Annotated in this window: 14 protein-coding genes; 5 read left to right on the top strand and 9 right to left on the bottom strand. The window is 70.7% G+C overall.

Annotated elements, in window-relative coordinates; translation table 11 throughout:
• Nucleotides 1–85 precede the first annotated feature (85 nt).
• The 7 genes from DEJ43_RS30535 to DEJ43_RS30505 all read right to left on the bottom strand — a co-directional run bounded on the left by DEJ43_RS30535 (nt 86) and on the right by DEJ43_RS30505 (nt 5,633).
• Nucleotides 86–1,474 carry an 8-oxoguanine deaminase gene (locus DEJ43_RS30535; protein WP_015037276.1) on the bottom strand — a complete coding sequence of 463 codons (1,389 nt, stop codon included), beginning with the start codon at nt 1,472–1,474 and terminating at the stop codon, nt 86–88.
• Nucleotides 1,475–1,522: 48 nt separating this feature from the next.
• Entirely contained in the window at nt 1,523–2,929 is a 1,407-nt protein-coding gene (locus tag DEJ43_RS30530; RefSeq protein ID WP_015037275.1) for a nucleobase:cation symporter-2 family protein, read from the bottom strand.
• Nucleotides 2,930–3,000: 71 nt separating this feature from the next.
• Entirely contained in the window at nt 3,001–3,924 is a 924-nt protein-coding gene (gene pucL / locus DEJ43_RS30525; RefSeq protein WP_015037274.1) for a factor-independent urate hydroxylase, read from the bottom strand.
• Between the two features lie 5 nt (nt 3,925–3,929).
• Nucleotides 3,930–4,319 (bottom strand): hydroxyisourate hydrolase, encoded by a 390-nt coding sequence (uraH, locus tag DEJ43_RS30520; RefSeq protein WP_015037273.1) that lies wholly within the window; start codon nt 4,317–4,319, stop codon nt 3,930–3,932.
• A complete protein-coding gene (uraD, locus tag DEJ43_RS30515; protein ID WP_015037272.1) occupies nt 4,316–4,840 on the bottom strand; it encodes a 2-oxo-4-hydroxy-4-carboxy-5-ureidoimidazoline decarboxylase in 525 nt (174 codons plus the stop codon). The genes uraH and uraD overlap by 4 nt, the downstream gene beginning before the upstream one ends.
• A 155-nt stretch (nt 4,841–4,995) precedes the next feature.
• Nucleotides 4,996–5,334 carry a helix-turn-helix domain-containing protein gene (locus DEJ43_RS30510; RefSeq protein ID WP_051026209.1) on the bottom strand — a complete coding sequence of 113 codons (339 nt, stop codon included), beginning with the start codon at nt 5,332–5,334 and terminating at the stop codon, nt 4,996–4,998.
• A 44-nt stretch (nt 5,335–5,378) separates the two neighbouring features.
• Nucleotides 5,379–5,633, bottom strand: a complete 255-nt coding sequence (locus DEJ43_RS30505) for a YkoF family thiamine-binding protein (RefSeq protein ID WP_181399514.1) — start codon at nt 5,631–5,633, stop codon at nt 5,379–5,381.
• Nucleotides 5,634–5,770: 137 nt separating this feature from the next.
• On the opposite strand from DEJ43_RS30505, the gene DEJ43_RS30500 reads away from it, so the two are divergent.
• The 4 genes from DEJ43_RS30500 to DEJ43_RS30485 all read left to right on the top strand — a co-directional run bounded on the left by DEJ43_RS30500 (nt 5,771) and on the right by DEJ43_RS30485 (nt 10,376).
• Entirely contained in the window at nt 5,771–6,604 is an 834-nt protein-coding gene (locus DEJ43_RS30500; protein WP_015037269.1) for a TIM barrel protein, read from the top strand.
• A 45-nt stretch (nt 6,605–6,649) separates the two neighbouring features.
• A complete protein-coding gene (locus DEJ43_RS30495) occupies nt 6,650–7,567 on the top strand; it encodes a 2-hydroxy-3-oxopropionate reductase (RefSeq protein ID WP_015037268.1) in 918 nt (305 codons plus the stop codon).
• A gap of 189 nt (nt 7,568–7,756) precedes the next feature.
• Nucleotides 7,757–9,214: a catalase gene (locus DEJ43_RS30490; protein WP_015037267.1), complete on the top strand. Its 1,458-nt coding sequence runs from the start codon at nt 7,757–7,759 to the stop codon at nt 9,212–9,214.
• A 496-nt stretch (nt 9,215–9,710) separates the two neighbouring features.
• The gene (locus DEJ43_RS30485; RefSeq protein ID WP_041663065.1) at nt 9,711–10,376 is read left to right on the top strand and encodes an HNH endonuclease family protein; all 666 of its coding nucleotides are present in this window, start codon (nt 9,711–9,713) and stop codon (nt 10,374–10,376) included.
• On the opposite strand, the gene DEJ43_RS30480 is transcribed toward DEJ43_RS30485, so the two are convergent.
• Nucleotides 10,312–11,538 carry an MFS transporter gene (locus DEJ43_RS30480; protein ID WP_015037265.1) on the bottom strand — a complete coding sequence of 409 codons (1,227 nt, stop codon included), beginning with the start codon at nt 11,536–11,538 and terminating at the stop codon, nt 10,312–10,314. The genes DEJ43_RS30485 and DEJ43_RS30480 overlap by 65 nt on opposite strands.
• 57 nt (nt 11,539–11,595) lie before the next feature.
• Between DEJ43_RS30480 and DEJ43_RS30475 the strand changes: the two genes are divergently transcribed.
• The gene (locus tag DEJ43_RS30475; protein ID WP_015037264.1) at nt 11,596–12,570 is read left to right on the top strand and encodes an ArsR/SmtB family transcription factor; all 975 of its coding nucleotides are present in this window, start codon (nt 11,596–11,598) and stop codon (nt 12,568–12,570) included.
• A gap of 186 nt (nt 12,571–12,756) precedes the next feature.
• Here the strand turns inward: DEJ43_RS30475 and gcl are convergent, their stop codons facing one another.
• On the bottom strand, nt 12,757–14,535 hold the full coding sequence (gcl, locus tag DEJ43_RS30470; protein WP_041663064.1) for a glyoxylate carboligase: 1,779 nt from the start codon (nt 14,533–14,535) through the stop codon (nt 12,757–12,759).
• Between the last annotated feature and the right edge of the window lie 665 nt (nt 14,536–15,200).

The raw sequence follows: 15,200 nt of genomic DNA, 5'->3' as shown, positions 1-15,200 counted from the left end.
TCCCGGTCGGGCTGCCGCGGACCCCGCTCGGGTCCGCGGCGACCGACCGAGGGCCGTCCCCCTCGGTCGGACTCCATGGGGAGGGTCAGCCCTGGGCCACGATGCGGGCCAGGCGCTGGGCCTCCGCGCGCGCGTCGCGCGCGATGGTGTCCTCGTCGACGGTGAGCAGTCGGTCGTTCTCGACGATCTGCTTGCCGTTGACGAAGGAGGCGGTGACCGGGGCCGCCGCGCCGAAGACGATGGCGGTGACCGGGTCGGCGATGGTGGAGTGGCCGAGGCCGTCGATCTTCCACAGGACGAAGTCGGCAAGCTTGCCGGCTTCGAGGGAGCCGATGCTGTCGGCGCGGCCGAGGACCTGGGCGCCGCCGTACGTGCCGAGGCGCAGGGCCTGGCGGGCGTTGAGCGCGGCCTCGCGGTGGGCGCCGAGGCGGTTGATGAGGAGCGCGTTGCGCAGCTCGGTGTGGAGCTCGCCGGACTCGTTGGAGGCGGTGCCGTCGACGCCGAGGCCGACGGGTACGCCCGCCTTGAGCATGTCGGGGACGCGGGCGATGCCGGCGGCGAGGCGCGCGTTGGACGAGGGACAGTGCGCCACACCGGTCTTGGTGCGGGCGAAGGCCGCGATGTCGGAGTCGTTCATGTGGACGCAGTGCGCCATCCACACGTCCTCGCCGAGGAAGCCGGTGGACTCGAAGTAGTCCGTCGGGCCCATCCCGAAGAGCTCGTGGCAGAACTTCTCCTCCTCCACGGTCTCCGAGCCGTGGGTGTGCATGCGCACCCCGAGGCGGCGGCCGAGCGCGGCGCCCTCCCGCAGGAGTTCGGTGGAGATGGAGAAGGGCGAGCAGGGGGCGACGGCGACCTGGGTCATCGCGTCGAAGGAGGCGTCGTGGTACTTCTTCACCGTCTCCTCGGTCGCGGCGAGCGCGCCCTCGGTGGTCTCGACGGCGAAGTCCGGCGGCAGGCCGCCGTCCTTCTCGCTGCGGTCCATGGAGCCGCGGGCGAGGGTGAAGCGGACGCCCATGTCGGAGGCGGCGCCGATGATGGCGCCGGAGAGGTCACCGGAGTTCACCGGGTACACGTAGTGGTGGTCCATGGCGGTGGTGACACCGCCGCGGGCCATCATGGCCAGCGAGCCCTGGGCGGCGGCGCGCACCATCTGCTCGTCGATCCGCGCCCACGTCGGGTAGAGGGCGACGAGCCAGTTGAAGAGGTTGTGGTCGGTCGCCAGACCCCGGGTGATCCACTGGTAGAAGTGGTGGTGGGTGTTGACGAGACCGGGCGTGACGAGATGGCCGGTGGCGTCGATGCGCCGGACCACGTTCTCCAGGCCCTCGGGAGCCTTGCCGGCGCCGATGGACTCGATCTTGTTGTCCGCGACGACGAGGTAGCCGGAGGCGTACTCGGTGTCGTTCGCGTCGACGGTCGCGATCGCCGCGTTCTCGATGACGATGCGCTGGGCTGCCGAAGGTGCTGCCATGGCGGTGCTTCCTTCATTCCTCGGGGATGGTGTGGGCACGGCAGGACCCTAGGAGGATTTGAGTGCCGGAGCCGTGTGACGGCTCCGGGTGCCGAGATGGTGGAAGAACAGATTCAGCAGGACGGCGACGAGTGCGCCGGCGCTGATGCCGGAGCCGAGCACGGTCTGCGCCCAGGCGGGGAAGTCGGCGTAGAAGGTGGGCGCGGCAAGCGGGATGATGCCCGCTCCGAGCGCGACGGCCACCAGGATGATGTTGGAGCTGTCGTCGAGTCCGGCTTCCGACAGGGTACGGATGCCGCTGACCGCGATCGAGCCGAAGAGGACGATGCCGGCGCCGCCGAGGACGGGCATCGGGACCATGGAGACGACCGCGCCGAGGACGGGGAAGGCGCCGAGGACGAGCAGGGCGCCGCCGGCGACGGCGACGACGTACCGAGAGCGCACCCGGGTCAGCGAGACGACGCCGACGTTCTGGGCGAAGGCCGAGGTGGGGAAGCCGCCGAAGACGGGGCCGATCAGGGTGGCGATGCCGTCGGTGCGCAGGCCGCGGGTGATGGTCCGGCCGTCGCTGCGCCGCTCGCAGATCTCGCCGAGGGCGAGCATCCCGGCGCTGGACTCGGTCATGAGGACCAGCATCACGATGCACAGGGAGAGGATCGCGGCGGGCTGGAATTCGGGGGCGCCGAAGGCGAACGGGGCGGGCAGGGCCGCGACGGGTGCCACGCGCAGGGCGCTGAAGTCGGCCATCCCGAAGGGGATCGCGGCGAGGGTGCCGATGAAGAGGCCGAGGAGCAGGGCGATCTGCTTGACGAAGCCCTTGCCGAAGCGCTGGAAGAGCAGGACGACGACGAGGGTGAAGCCGGCGAGCGCCAGGTACTTCATGGCGCCGAAGTCGGCGGCGAGCTTGTCGCCGCCCTGGGCCCAGCCCACGGGCACGGGCATCAGGGTCACGCCGATGAGGGTGATCACGACGCCGGTGACGAGCGGCGGGAAGAAGCGCAGGAGCCGGCCGAAGAAGGGGCCGACGGCGAGGCAGAAGACGCCGGCGACCATCACCGCGCCGTAGATGGCGGGCAGTTGGTGGCCGGGGGCGCTGTTCTCGGCGATTGCGAGCATCGGCGTGATGCCGGCGGAGGAGGCGGCGTTGACGAAGGGGAGCCGGTTGCCGGCGAAGCCCCGGATGCCGAGGGTCTGCAGGATGGTCGCGCAGCCGGCGACGAGCAGGCTGGCGGCGATGAGCCGGGTCATTCCGGCGGCGTCCAGGCCGACGGCCTGGCCGATGATGAGCGGAGGGGTGACGACGCCGGCGTACATGGCGGCGATGTGCTGGAGTGCCGCGGGGACGAGCCGCGAGGCGGGGAGCTTTTCGTCCACCGGGTGGACCTGGTCGGTCGGGTCCGGCGGGGTGGAACACGGGCCTTCGGCGAGCGCCGGCCCCTTTGCGGGCTGAGCCATGGGAATCCCTCCGGTCCGGCGCGGCCCCCGCCCGACTGCGGGCGGGCGGGGGCCGGTCACTCGGACGCCGCTTAGAGGTTGGTCATGTCGACCGGGATCTGCGCCGTGGCGCCGTCGCGGAGGACGGTGGCCTCGATGAGGCCGTACATGCGGTCGGCGGCGTAGTAGACCTCGTTGTCGTTCTTGAGCCCGAAGGGCTCCAGGTCCACCAGGAAGTGGTGCTTGTTCGGGAGCGAGAAGCGGACTTCGTCGATCTCCGAGCGGTGGTTGATGATGCGCGTGGCCATCTGGTACAGCGTCTGCTGGAGGGAGTACGAGTACGTCTCCGAGAACGCCTCGAGCATGTGCTTCTTGGTCTGCTCGTAGGACCGCTCCCAGTTGGGCATGCGCTGCTCGTCGTCGGTCCAGTTGAACCGCCACCGGGCGGACACCTGCGTGGCCAGGATGCGGTCGTACGCCTCCTGGAGCGTCGTGTACTGGTCCTTGATGTAGCCCCAGAACTCCGAGTTGGTGGAGTTCATGACGACGAGGTCCTTGAGGCCGGAGATGACCTCCCACTTCTCGCCGTCGAAGGTGATCTGGGTGACGCGGGTCTCCTGGCCCTTGCGGGCGAAGGAGTGGTTGACCTCGTCGGCGCCGATGAACTTGGAGTTGGCCTCGGAGGACGCGATGCGCTCCCAGGCGTACTCCTCGATCCGGATCCGCGCCTTCTTGATCGGCTCCTGGCTCGTCACGAAGTGGCGGGCGAGGTGGATGCCGAACTGCTCGGAGGACTCGATGCCGTACTCCTTGGCGAACGCGAAGACGGTGTTCTTCGTCGTGTCGGTGGGGAGGCAGTTGGCGTTCGAGCCGGTGAGGTGGACGTCGTCGAGGTCGCCGGAGAGGGCGACGGAGACGTTGAGGTCCTTGATGTGGTGGGTGTCGCCGTCCCGCGTGATCTTGACGACGCGGTTCTCTGCTTTGCCGTACTGGTTCTGGCCGAGAATCGTGGGCATGTCTGCTAGCTCCCTCGGTATACGGAGTAGCCGAACGGGTTGAGCAGCAGCGGTACGTGGTAGTGCTCGCCGGGGGTGACGGCGAACGTGATCGCCACCTCCGGGAAGAACGCACCGCTGTCCCTTACGCGGGGGGCGTCCTGCTGCGCCTCGGCTTGCTTCTTGGAGAAGTACGTCTCGACCTCGAAGTCGAGACGGACGTGGGTGGTGCCCTCCGGCAGTGCCGGGAGGTCCTTGCAGCGCCCGTCCGCGTCGGTGGCGGAGCCGCCGAGCGTGACCCACTGCGCGTCGGAGCCGCTGCGGGCCGCGAGCGTGATGGCGACGCCCTCGGCGGGGCGGCCGATGCTGGTGTCCAGGATGTGGGTGGACACCGAGGCCGTGGTGTCGGTGCTCATGCGGAGCTCTCTTCCTCGGAGGTCTCTACGAGACGGGTCAGCCGGATGCGGTTGATCTTGCCCAGTTCGGTGCGGACGATCTCCCGCTCCTCCTCGGGCGCGTTGCCGATCCGCTGCCGGACCGCGTCGCGCATCTGCTCGCCGGTCAGGCCGGTGGCGCAGATGAGGAAGACGTGTCCGAACCGGTCCTGGTAGGCCAGGTTGAGTTCGAGCATCTCGGCCTTGAGCTCCGCGGAGGCGCCGGCCATCCCGCTCTGCTCGCGGGAGGAGGTGGGGTCCCCGGCCTTCGGACGACCGATCGGCGGGTGCCCCGCCATCGCCTCGGCCAGGTCCTCGGCGGTCAGCTCGGCCATGGCGGCGTCGCTGGCGAGGAAGAGGGCGTCGGCGGTGGTGTACGGGCGCTGGGCGAGGATCTTGCTCCCCCACGCCGAACTGGAACACACCTCGTGGAGCGCGGCGAGGGCCTCGCTGTCCGCCGAGGTGTTGAACCGGGCGAGGCCCGGTGTCGTACCTGAAGTCACGGGAAGCCTCCGTGGCTGTTTTTCGCTGTGCGTCGGACGGGCTGCGGATAGCTAACGCCCTCCGCAACACAACGTCAACACTTTGTTGAAAACTCGGCTACGCAAAAGCCGTCGTCCCGACATCCGGACGACGGCTTGTGGCCATGAATGATCAACTAGTCGCTCTTGGCGGCCTTTTCCCTGTTCAGGGCGGTCTCCCTGTTCAGGTAGTTGTACACCGTGAAGCGGCTGACACCGAGTGCACCCGCCACCGTCTCCACTCCATGGCGTACGGCGAAGGCGCCGCGCGCCTCCAGCAGACGGACGGCCTCCTGCTTGGCCTTGCGGTCCAGCTCGGCCAGTGGCATCCCGTGCCGCCGCTCCATCGCCGCCAGGATGTGATCGAGGGATTCGGACAGCTGCGGCAGCCGTACGGCGAGCACGTCCTCCCCCTCCCAGGACAGGACGACGTCGTCGGGTTCCGCCTGCGCGGGGACGAGCAGCTCGGCGCCCATGGCGTCGACCAGGGGCTTCACCGCCGCGACCAGAGGGTGCTCACTCACTTCTCGTCCTCCCCGAGCACATTGACCTGGAGCGAGACGCGGGTGGCCCCGGCCGCCAGCGATCTGCGCAGCAGCGCGTCGACGGCGGTGAGCACCGCGTCGGCGCCGCCTTCCGCCGTGTTGCCGAACGGGCCGACATCGACGGCGTCCAGCTCGGCCGACTGGATGACCTCACGGGCCACGACCGCGTGCGCCGGCGCCTCGTCGAGGTCGAACGGCTCGGTCGTGAACTCCACTCTCAAACGCACCATGGCCCCACGCTACGGCCCCGGTCCGGCCGATGGGAGCCCCGGACCTGCGGGGACCTCTTGACAAGCACCTCCCCCTCCTTGCAACATTCCGTCAGACAGAAACTTACTTCCGCGATACGGAAGGAGCGCCGCCCCTCATGGGATTCTCGGACCAGCGCTTCGATGTGAACCTGTCGATCCTCTTCACGGAACTCCCGCTCCTGGAGCGCCCCGCGGCCGCCGCCGCGGCGGGCTTCACGGCGGTCGAGCTGTGGTGGCCCTGGATCGACACCGCCACCCCCGAGCAGAGCGAGCTCGACGCCCTCAAGAAGGCCCTTGAGGACGCCGGCACCCAGCTGGTGGGACTGAACTTCTACGCCGGACAGCTCCCCGGCCCCGACCGCGGAGCCCTCTCCGTGCCCGGGGACGAGTCGGACCGCTTCCGCGCCAACATCGAGGTGGCCGCCGACTTCGCCGCCTCGGTCGGCTGCAAGGCGCTCAACGCCCTCTACGGCAACCGCGTCGAGGGCGTCGACCCGCAGATCCAGGACACCCTCGCCCTGGAGAACCTGGTCCTGGCCGCCCGCGCCGCCGACCGGATCGGCGCGATCCTCCTCGTCGAGACCCTCAACAAGCCGGAGTCGCCGCTCTACCCGCTGGTGAGCGCCCCCTCCGCGATCGAGGTCATCGACAAGGTCAACGCGGCCACCGGGCTCGGCAACGCCAAGTTCCTCCTCGACATCTACCACCTGTCGATGAACGGCGAGGACGTCAGCCAGGTCATCGCGGAGTACGCGGCCAAGACCGGCCACGTCCAGATCGCGGACAACCCGGGCCGTGGCGCTCCGGGCACCGGCGACCTCCCGCTGGAGCAGCTCCTCGACGAGCTGAAGAAGGCCGGTTACGACGGCTGGGTCGGCCTGGAGTACAAGGCGGCCGACGCCGCCGCCTCCTTCGAATGGCTCCCCGCCGAGGCCCGCCCCGCCCGCTGACGCAGGCCCCCTCCCCCGTACCACCTTGTTTCGAGAGGCACCCTCATGAGCAGCAACCTCGCTGATTCCTCCCAGCCCACCCGCCCGGCGATCGCGTGGATCGGCCTCGGCATCATGGGCTCCCCCATGTCCGAGAACCTCCTCAAGGCCGGCTACTCGGTCACCGGCTTCACCCTGGAGCAGGACAAGCTGGACCGTCTGGCCAAGGCCGGCGGCTCCGCCGCGGGTTCGATCGCCGAGGCCGTCAAGGACGCCGACGTGATCATCACGATGGTGCCCGCCTCCCCGCAGGTCGAGGCCATCGCCTACGGCCCCGAGGGCATCCTGGAGAACGCCAAGCAGGGCGCGCTGATCGTCGACATGTCGTCGATCACCCCGCAGACCTCGGTCGACCTGGCCAAGAACGCCAAGGAGAAGGGCATCCGCGTCATCGACGCGCCCGTCTCCGGCGGCGAGGCCGGCGCCATCGAGGCGGTGCTCTCGATCATGGTCGGTGGCGAGCAGGCCGACTTCGACGAGGCCCTCCCGATCCTGGAGGCGCTCGGCAAGACCATCGTCCTGTGCGGCCCGCACGGCTCCGGCCAGACGGTGAAGGCCGCCAACCAGCTGATCGTCGCGGTCAACATCCAGGCCTGCGCCGAGGCCGTGGTCTTCCTCGAGAAGTCCGGTGTGGACCTCCAGGCCGCCCTCGACGTCCTCAACGGCGGTCTGGCCGGCTCGACCGTGCTGACCCGCAAGAAGGACAACTTCCTGAACCGGGACTTCAAGCCCGGCTTCCGGATCGACCTGCACCACAAGGACATGGGCATCGTCACCGACGCCGCCCGCAACGTCGGCGCGGCCCTCCCGGTCGGTGCGGTCGTCGCCCAGCTCGTGGCCTCGCTGCGCGCCCAGGGTGACGGCGGCCTGGACCACTCGGCCCTGCTGCGTGCCGTCGAGCGCCTCTCCGGCGCCCAGGTCTGATCCACCGCCCCCGTGCGCGGGGGCCCCAGATTTCCGGTCGGCGGCGGCGCTGACAACCTGTCCTGTCGCGCCCAGGCGTCGCCGCCGACCGGAACACCACACTTCCTTTTCAACAAACTGTTGACGTTACGTTCGAGCCGAATTTACGCTCCTCGCACCGTCAGCAGAGCTCCCGTACGGAAGGTCACGATGTCGAAGCGCGTGCTTACGACCGAGTCCGGCGCCCCCGTCGCCGACAACCAGAACTCCGCCACCGCCGGCGTCGGTGGCCCGATCCTCCTGCAGGACCAGCACCTGCTGGAGAAGCTCGCGCGCTTCAACCGTGAGCGGATCCCGGAGCGCGTGGTGCACGCCCGCGGCTCCGGCGCGTACGGCTACTTCGAGGTGACCGACGACGTCACCGCCTTCACCAAGGCGAACTTCCTCGGCGAGGTCGGCAAGAAGACCGAGACCTTCATCCGCTTCTCCACCGTGGCGGACTCGCTCGGCGGCGCGGACGCCGTCCGCGACCCGCGCGGCTTCGCGCTGAAGTTCTACACCGAAGAGGGCAACTACGACCTCGTCGGCAACAACACCCCGGTGTTCTTCATCAAGGACCCGATCAAGTTCCCCGACTTCATCCACTCCCAGAAGCGCGACCCCTTCACGGGCAAGCAGGAGCCGGACAACGTCTGGGACTTCTGGGCGCACTCCCCCGAGGCCACCCACCAGATCACCTGGCTCATGGGCGACCGCGGCATCCCGGCCTCGTACCGTCACATGAACGGCTACGGCTCCCACACCTACCAGTGGACCAACGAGGCGGGCGAGGCCTTCTTCGTCAAGTACCACTTCAAGACGAACCAGGGCATCCGCAGCCTCTCCGCCGAGCAGGCCGCCGAGCTCGTCGGCAAGGACGCGAACTCGCACCAGACCGACCTGCTCCAGGCGATCGAGCGCGGCGTGAACCCCTCCTGGACCCTGTACGTCCAGGTGATGCCGGCCGCCGAGGCCGCGGACTACCGCTTCAACCCCTTCGACCTCACCAAGGTGTGGCCGCACGCCGACTACCCGCTGCAGCGCGTCGGCCGGCTGGTCCTCGACCGCAACCCGGACAACGTCTTCGCCGAGGTCGAGCAGGCCGCGTTCTCCCCGAACAACTTCGTCCCGGGCATCGGCCCCTCGCCGGACAAGATGCTCCAGGGCCGCCTCTTCGCCTACGCGGACGCCCACCGCTACCGCCTCGGCGTCAACCACACCCAGCTGCCGGTGAACGCCCCCAAGGCGACCGTGGCCGAGAACTACGGCCGCGACGGCTTCATGGCCACCCGCCAGGGCTCGCGCCACGACAAGAACTACGAGCCCAACTCGTACCAGGGCCCGGCCCAGACCGACCTGGCGCTCTCCGCGCCGCTCGCCATCCACGGCTGGACCGGCACGCACGAGGCGCCGCAGCACACCAAGGACGACGACTTCTTCCAGGCCGGTGAGCTCTACCGCCTGATGTCCGAGGACGAGAAGAAGCGCCTGGTCGCCAACATCGCCGGCGGTCTGTCCCAGGTGTCCCGCGAGGACGTCATCGAGAAGAACCTCGCGCACTTCGCCGCCGCCGACGCGGACTACGGCAAGCGCGTGGCCGAGGCCGTCCGCGCCCTGCGCGAGGACTGATCCTCCGGCACCACCCAGACTGCGTACGGCACCTGACGGGAGGTCAGTGCCGTACGTGGTCCGGATCGCCGACCCGGATGAGGGGTGGCCGGTGATCCGGACAAGCGTGAGGACCGCGGCGGCGCCGAGCCAGTGCGGTGGTAAGGGCGCCGGTCCCCCTTCTTGACCTGAAAGAAGGGGACCACCGGCCGCCCGTCGACACCGCCGCGGTCCCAACGCCCCCATGAGCTCCAACGCCCCCACGGGGGGGGCGACCCCACACAGACTCCGCCCGGCGGCGCGAACGTCCTGTCGCGCCAGCCTCGTGCCGTCGGGCGGGTACAAGCCGGAGAGCGCGGAACCAGGTTTACGGTCCCTGGTTCCGCGCTCTTCTCACGTGCGGCCCCGCCGGGCCCGGCCAGCGCATCGTTTCTGCGGTGAAGATCCGCACCCGCTCGGACGAGTGCCCCGCGATTCGGGCGCCCCGGGCCGCGCGCCCGGCGCTATCCACTCGTACATGATCAAGAACCTGCTGCGCGGGCTCACCCCGCTCGCCCTGATCCTGTCGCCCCTGGCCGTCCCCTCTCCCGCCCTCTCCGCGAACGTCGTCCTGCTGCCCGACGCGCTCGCCGAGCTCACCGAGGCGAGCGAGGACCCGGACGGCTTCCAGGAGGACGCGTTCCGTCACTGGAACGCCGGCCTCGACCCGGCGGACGGCTGCGACACCCGCGCCGAGGTCCTCCTCGCCGAGGCCGTCGAAGCACCGACGGCCGGCGCCGGCTGCACGCTGACCGGCGGCCGCTGGACCTCCTACTACGACGGGCAGACCGTCTCCGACCCGGCCGCCCTCCACGTCGACCACCTCGTCCCGCTCGCCGAGGCCTGGGAATCGGGCGCCTCCGGCTGGACCGCCGCCCGGCGCGAACGCTACGCGAACGACCAGGGCGCCGCCGCGACCCTCGTCGCCGTCACCGCCCGCAGCCAGCGGAGCAAGGCCGGCCGGGACCCGGCCGAGTGGGTGCCCTCGGACGCCACCCAGTACTGCCGCTATGTCGGCGAATGGGTGTCGACCAAGCTCCGCTGGGGGCTCTCGGCGGACAAGGACGAGGTGGAGGCGCTCAAGCTGTTCGCCGACGGTCCCTGCGAGGAGACGGTCGTGCTCCGGTCGGCGTCGCCGAAGTAGACCCCACCGCCCTCGTCTCCGCCCGTGCCAGCGCGCACGTCACGGCGAGCGAGACGAGGGCGAGCAGCGCCATTCCCGTCCCGGCGGACGTGTACTCGGCGAGGGTGCCGGCCAGCGCCGCACTCACCCCCTGCAGAGCCACCATCCCCGAGCTGTGCAGCCCGAGGGCGTGTCCGCCCAGCTCCTCCGGCACCAGGGCCGTCAGCCGCTCCTGGTGCAGGAGGCTCGCCGCGTACCCGACCGCCGCGAGCGCCACCGCGAACAGCGCGAGCGGCAGCGGCGGATCCAGGACGAACACCAGGAACGGCGCCGCGAGCAGCGCCTGGAGCGGAAACCGGATCCGGGCGCGCAGCCGGGCCGGTACGAACCGGCCGACGGCGGTGTCCCCGGCCAGCATCCCGAGCGCGGCGCACGCGAACAGGAGCCCGGCACGCCCGGGGTCGTACGGCACGAAGAGGGACTCGCAGCCCACGACAAGCCCGTTGGGCACCCAGAGGGCCAGATAGCAGCGGCGGCGTGCGGGCGAGGACCACAGCCGCCGGTTCGTCCGCCAGGTCTCCGCGACCGAGGCCCGCCCCGCGGCGCGCGGCGGGCGCGCCCCGAGGCCGAAGCGGGCGAGGAGCGCGGCGGCGAGGTAGCACCCCGCGCCCACCAGGACCGTGCCGCGCGGCGAGAGCAGGGCGATCAGGAGGCCGCCGGCGGCGAAGCCGGCGATCTGGCAGGCGCCGGCGGCCATGTTCGTCACCGAGCGGCCGAGGAGGAAGTCCTCCCGGGCGAGGATCTCGTTCAGCAGGCCGTGGCGGACGCCCGCGCCGAGCGAGGCGGCAAGACCCTCGGCGAGCAGGACCGTGAAGGCCGCCCAGGTCGGCAGCCCGGGGACCGCGAGGACGGCGGTGCCCAGGGCGAAGAACAGCGCGATCCCGGTGAGCGCCGCGCGCGGCGGCAGCCGATCGGTAGCCGAGAGCAGGGTGGTCGCACCGACCAGCTGGGCGAGCGAGGGCCCGAAGAGCGCGAGGGCGGACAGCAGCGGGGAGCCGGTCGCGCGGAACACGAGGGTGGCGAGGCCGAGCCCGGCGACCGTCTGGGCGGCGGTGTGGGCCGCGCCGGTGAGGAAGAGCGGGGTGAACTCGGGGGTACGGAACAGCGCGCGGTAGCGGGGCATGCGGGGAGTCTCGGGGAGCGCCTCGACCGCCGGTAATGTTTCGCCGGGAGGCGAAACATGGGCTGGTGGCGGATCGGCACGGACACCCTGGCGGCGAGCCGCTTCACCCTCTCACCGCTCACCGAGACGGTCGCCTCGCTCAAGACCCTGCACGCCGGGGTGCGGACGCACCCGGGCGAACGGGCCTGGCTCGACCGGCACCTGCCCGCCTACCGGCAGCGGCTCGCGGCCGAGCCGCTCGACGCGCTGCTGGTGCGGGCGGCCATCGGCCCCACCTGGAACGCGGACTTCCTCACCCCCACGCCGCCGGGTGACCGCGAACGGAGCTTCGAGGAGGAGGTCGAGGCGGTCCTCGCGACCGAACCGGCGGCCGCCGTCGACCAGTTGGCGGTGGCCGTCGGCGGGCCGGTGCCCGAGCCGCTGCGCTCCGCCCGCGATCTGCCGGAACGCCTCGCGGGCGTGCTCGGCTGGGTGTGGCGGGTGACCGTGCTGCCGGACTGGGCGCGGCGGCGGCGGATTCTGCAGGCCGACGTGACGGCGCGGACGGCGCGGCTGAGCCGGGACGGTTGGGCGGCGGCGCTCGACGAGCTGTGCCCGGGGAAGACGCGCTGGCTCGGCGACGGCCGGCTCCAGGTCAACACCCGTCATTACCCGTCGCGTTCCGTCGAGGCGGGCCGACTGCTGCTGGTACCGGTGACGGCGCGCACCGGCTGGGTCTCGTGGGAGGGGACGGAGCGAAGCGCGATCGTCTATCCCTGCACGGGAGTTCTGGCGGACGCGTCCGGACCGGCCGTGCCCGAGGCCCTCGGCACGCTGCTCGGACCGGCGCGCGCGGGGGTGCTCGTACGCCTCGAAACGCCGCTGTCCACCAGCCAGTTGGTGGCGCTCACCGGTCAGGGCCTGGGATCGGTGGGGCGCCATCTGAAGGTGCTGCTCGACGCCGGGCTGGTACGCCGGGGACGGGCGGGCCGGTCGGTGCTGTACGAGTGGACGGAGGCGGGCGCGGTGCTGGTGCGGGCGCCGAGGAGGTGAGGCCGGAAGAGGTGGGCCGGAAATGGTGAGGCCCCCGCCCCGGTGCTCCTCGGGGCGGGGGCCGTCTCACGGCTCCGTGATCAAACGCTCGGGCGCGGACGCTCGGGCGCGGACGCTCGGGATCCGACGCTCGGGCTCAGGCGCCCGGGCTCAGAGGCTCGGACGCTCGGGCTCGGACGCTCGGGCTCAGACCTGGAGGGCCTTGATCGCGGTGGGCGCGTGGCCGGGCTCGGTGGCCAGGTCCTCGAACTCGGTGACGTCGCTCATGTCGACCGTCTTGCTCATCGCGATGTTGGTGATGCGCTCCAGGATCGCCTCGACGACGACCGGGACCTGGTGCTCGACGGCCAGCTTCTTGGCCTGCTCCAGCGCCTCGCCCAGCTTGTCGGGGTCGGTGACGCGGATCGCCTTGACGCCGAGGCCCTCGGCGACCTTGACGTGGTCGACGCCGTAGACACCGATCTCCGGGGTGTTGATGTTCTCGAACTCGAGGTTGACCTCGAAGTTGATCCCCAGACCGCCCTGCGCCTGACGGATGAGACCCAGGTAGGCGTTGTTCACCAGGACGTGGACGTAGGGGACCTTGTGCTGGGCGGCGACCGCCAGCTCCTCGATCATGAACTGGAAGTCGTAGTCGCCGGAGAGGGCGACGACCGGGACGTCGGGCTGCGCGGTGGCGGCGCCGATCGCGGCCGGGATCGTCCAGCCGAGCGGGCCGGCCTGGCCGCAGTTGATCCAGTGGCGCGGCTTGTAGACGTGCAGGAACTGCGCCGCGGCGATCTGGGAGAGACCGATGGTGGTGACGTAGCGGGTCTCCGGGCCGAAGGCCTTGTTCATCTCCTCGTAGACGCGCTGCGGCTTCATCGGGATGTTGTCGAAGTGCGTACGGCGCTGGAGGGTGGCCTTGCGCTCCTGCGCGGAGGCGGCCCAGGCGGAGAAGTCGGGCAGCTTGCCCTCGGCCTTCAGCTCCTTGGCGAGCTCGATGAAGAGCTCCAGGGCGACCTTGGCGTCGGAGGCGATGCCGTAGTCCGGGGCGAAGATCTTGCCGAGCTGGGTGGGCTCGATGTCGACGTGGACGAACTTCCGGCCCTTGGTGTACGCGTCCAGGTTGTAGCCGGTGTGACGGTTGGCCCAGCGGTTGCCGATGCCGAGGACGAAGTCCGACTCCAGGAAGGTCGCGTTGCCGTAGCGGTGCGCGGTCTGGACGCCGACCATGCCGGCGGCCAGCTCGTGGTCGTCCGGGATGGTGCCCCAGCCCATCAGGGTGGAGATGACCGGGATGTTGGTCAGCTCGGCGAACTCGACGAGCAGGTCGGAGGCGTCGGCGTTGATGATGCCGCCACCGGCGACGATCAGCGGGCGCTCCGACTCCAGGAGGAAGCTCAGCGCCTTCGCGGCCTGCGCGCGGGTGGCCTGCGGCTTGTAGACCGGCAGCGGCTCGTACGTCTCCGGGTCGAACTCGATCTCGGTCAGCTGGACGTCGATCGGCAGGTCGATGAGGACCGGGCCCGGACGGCCGGAGCGCATCAGGTGGAAGGCCTGCTGGAAGACACCGGGGACCTGCGCGGCCTCCAGGACGGTCGTCGCGGCCTTGGTCACCGGCTTGGCGATGGTGGCGATGTCGACGGCCTGGAAGTCCTCCTTGTGGAGCTTCGAGACCGGGGCCTGGCCGGTGATGCAGAGGATCGGGATCGAGTCGGCGATCGCCGAGTACAGGCCGGTGATCATGTCGGTGCCGGCGGGGCCGGAGGTACCGATGCAGACACCGATGTTGCCGGCCTTGGCCCGGGTGTAGCCCTCGGCCATGTGGGACGCGCCCTCGACGTGGCGGGCGAGCGTGTGGCTGACGCCGCCGACGTTCTTGAGCTCGCGGTAGAAGGGGTTGATCGCCGCGCCGGGGACGCCGAACGCCTGGGTGACGCCTTCGCGCTTGAGGATCTCAACGGCCGCTGCGGCGGCGGTCATACGAGGCATGGGAGTGCTCCTGCTTCGGCCGGGCGGATCCAGACCCACCGGTCGGCTCGTGCGCCCGGAGCGGCCTGTTTCCGTAATGCGGAAATACTGTTCTGCTATACGGAAGCAATGTAGGTCGGGGTTCGGAGAACCGTCAAGAGAAGTCCGCGCTGCGGGATCACCGAAGTGGCCGAACACCCTCCCCCGAGGGGGTCGATGGGTGGACGATGGGACGGAACGACAGGGGGTTGGTTGTGGGCGAGTCGGTACCCGTGCGCTGCCCGGAATGCCTGCGCACGCAGGCGTACGCGGCACCCGTCTTCCCCTGCGCGTGCGGAAGCCCGGTCGCACCGCCCGTGGCGGCGGGCGCGACGGCGGAACCCATCAGGCACCGGAACTGGACGGACGAGTGGGTCACCGTCCGCTGCGACGCCTGCGGCCGCGAGAACGACTGGCCCCACCCGGAACTCGGCTGCGCGTGCGGCACCGTACTGCGCGTCCCGGTCCACCGGACGCCTCCGCCCGCCCCCGACCCTCCGGGGAGGACCGCGCGGGGCCCGAGGGTGGGCGGGGGCGGGGCGGACGGGTTGGGCCCGGGCGGGCTCGGGACGGGCGGGCCGGCGGCGGACGGGGTCGGCGCGGGTGGACCCGGGATGGGCGGAGCCGGGACCGGAGGG

The sequence above is a fragment of the Streptomyces venezuelae ATCC 10712 genome, assembly GCF_008639165.1.
Lineage (GTDB): Bacteria > Actinomycetota > Actinomycetes > Streptomycetales > Streptomycetaceae > Streptomyces > Streptomyces venezuelae.
The sequence above is the reverse complement of the archived record's forward strand: the minus strand, read 5'-3'. Positions and strand labels throughout refer to the sequence as shown.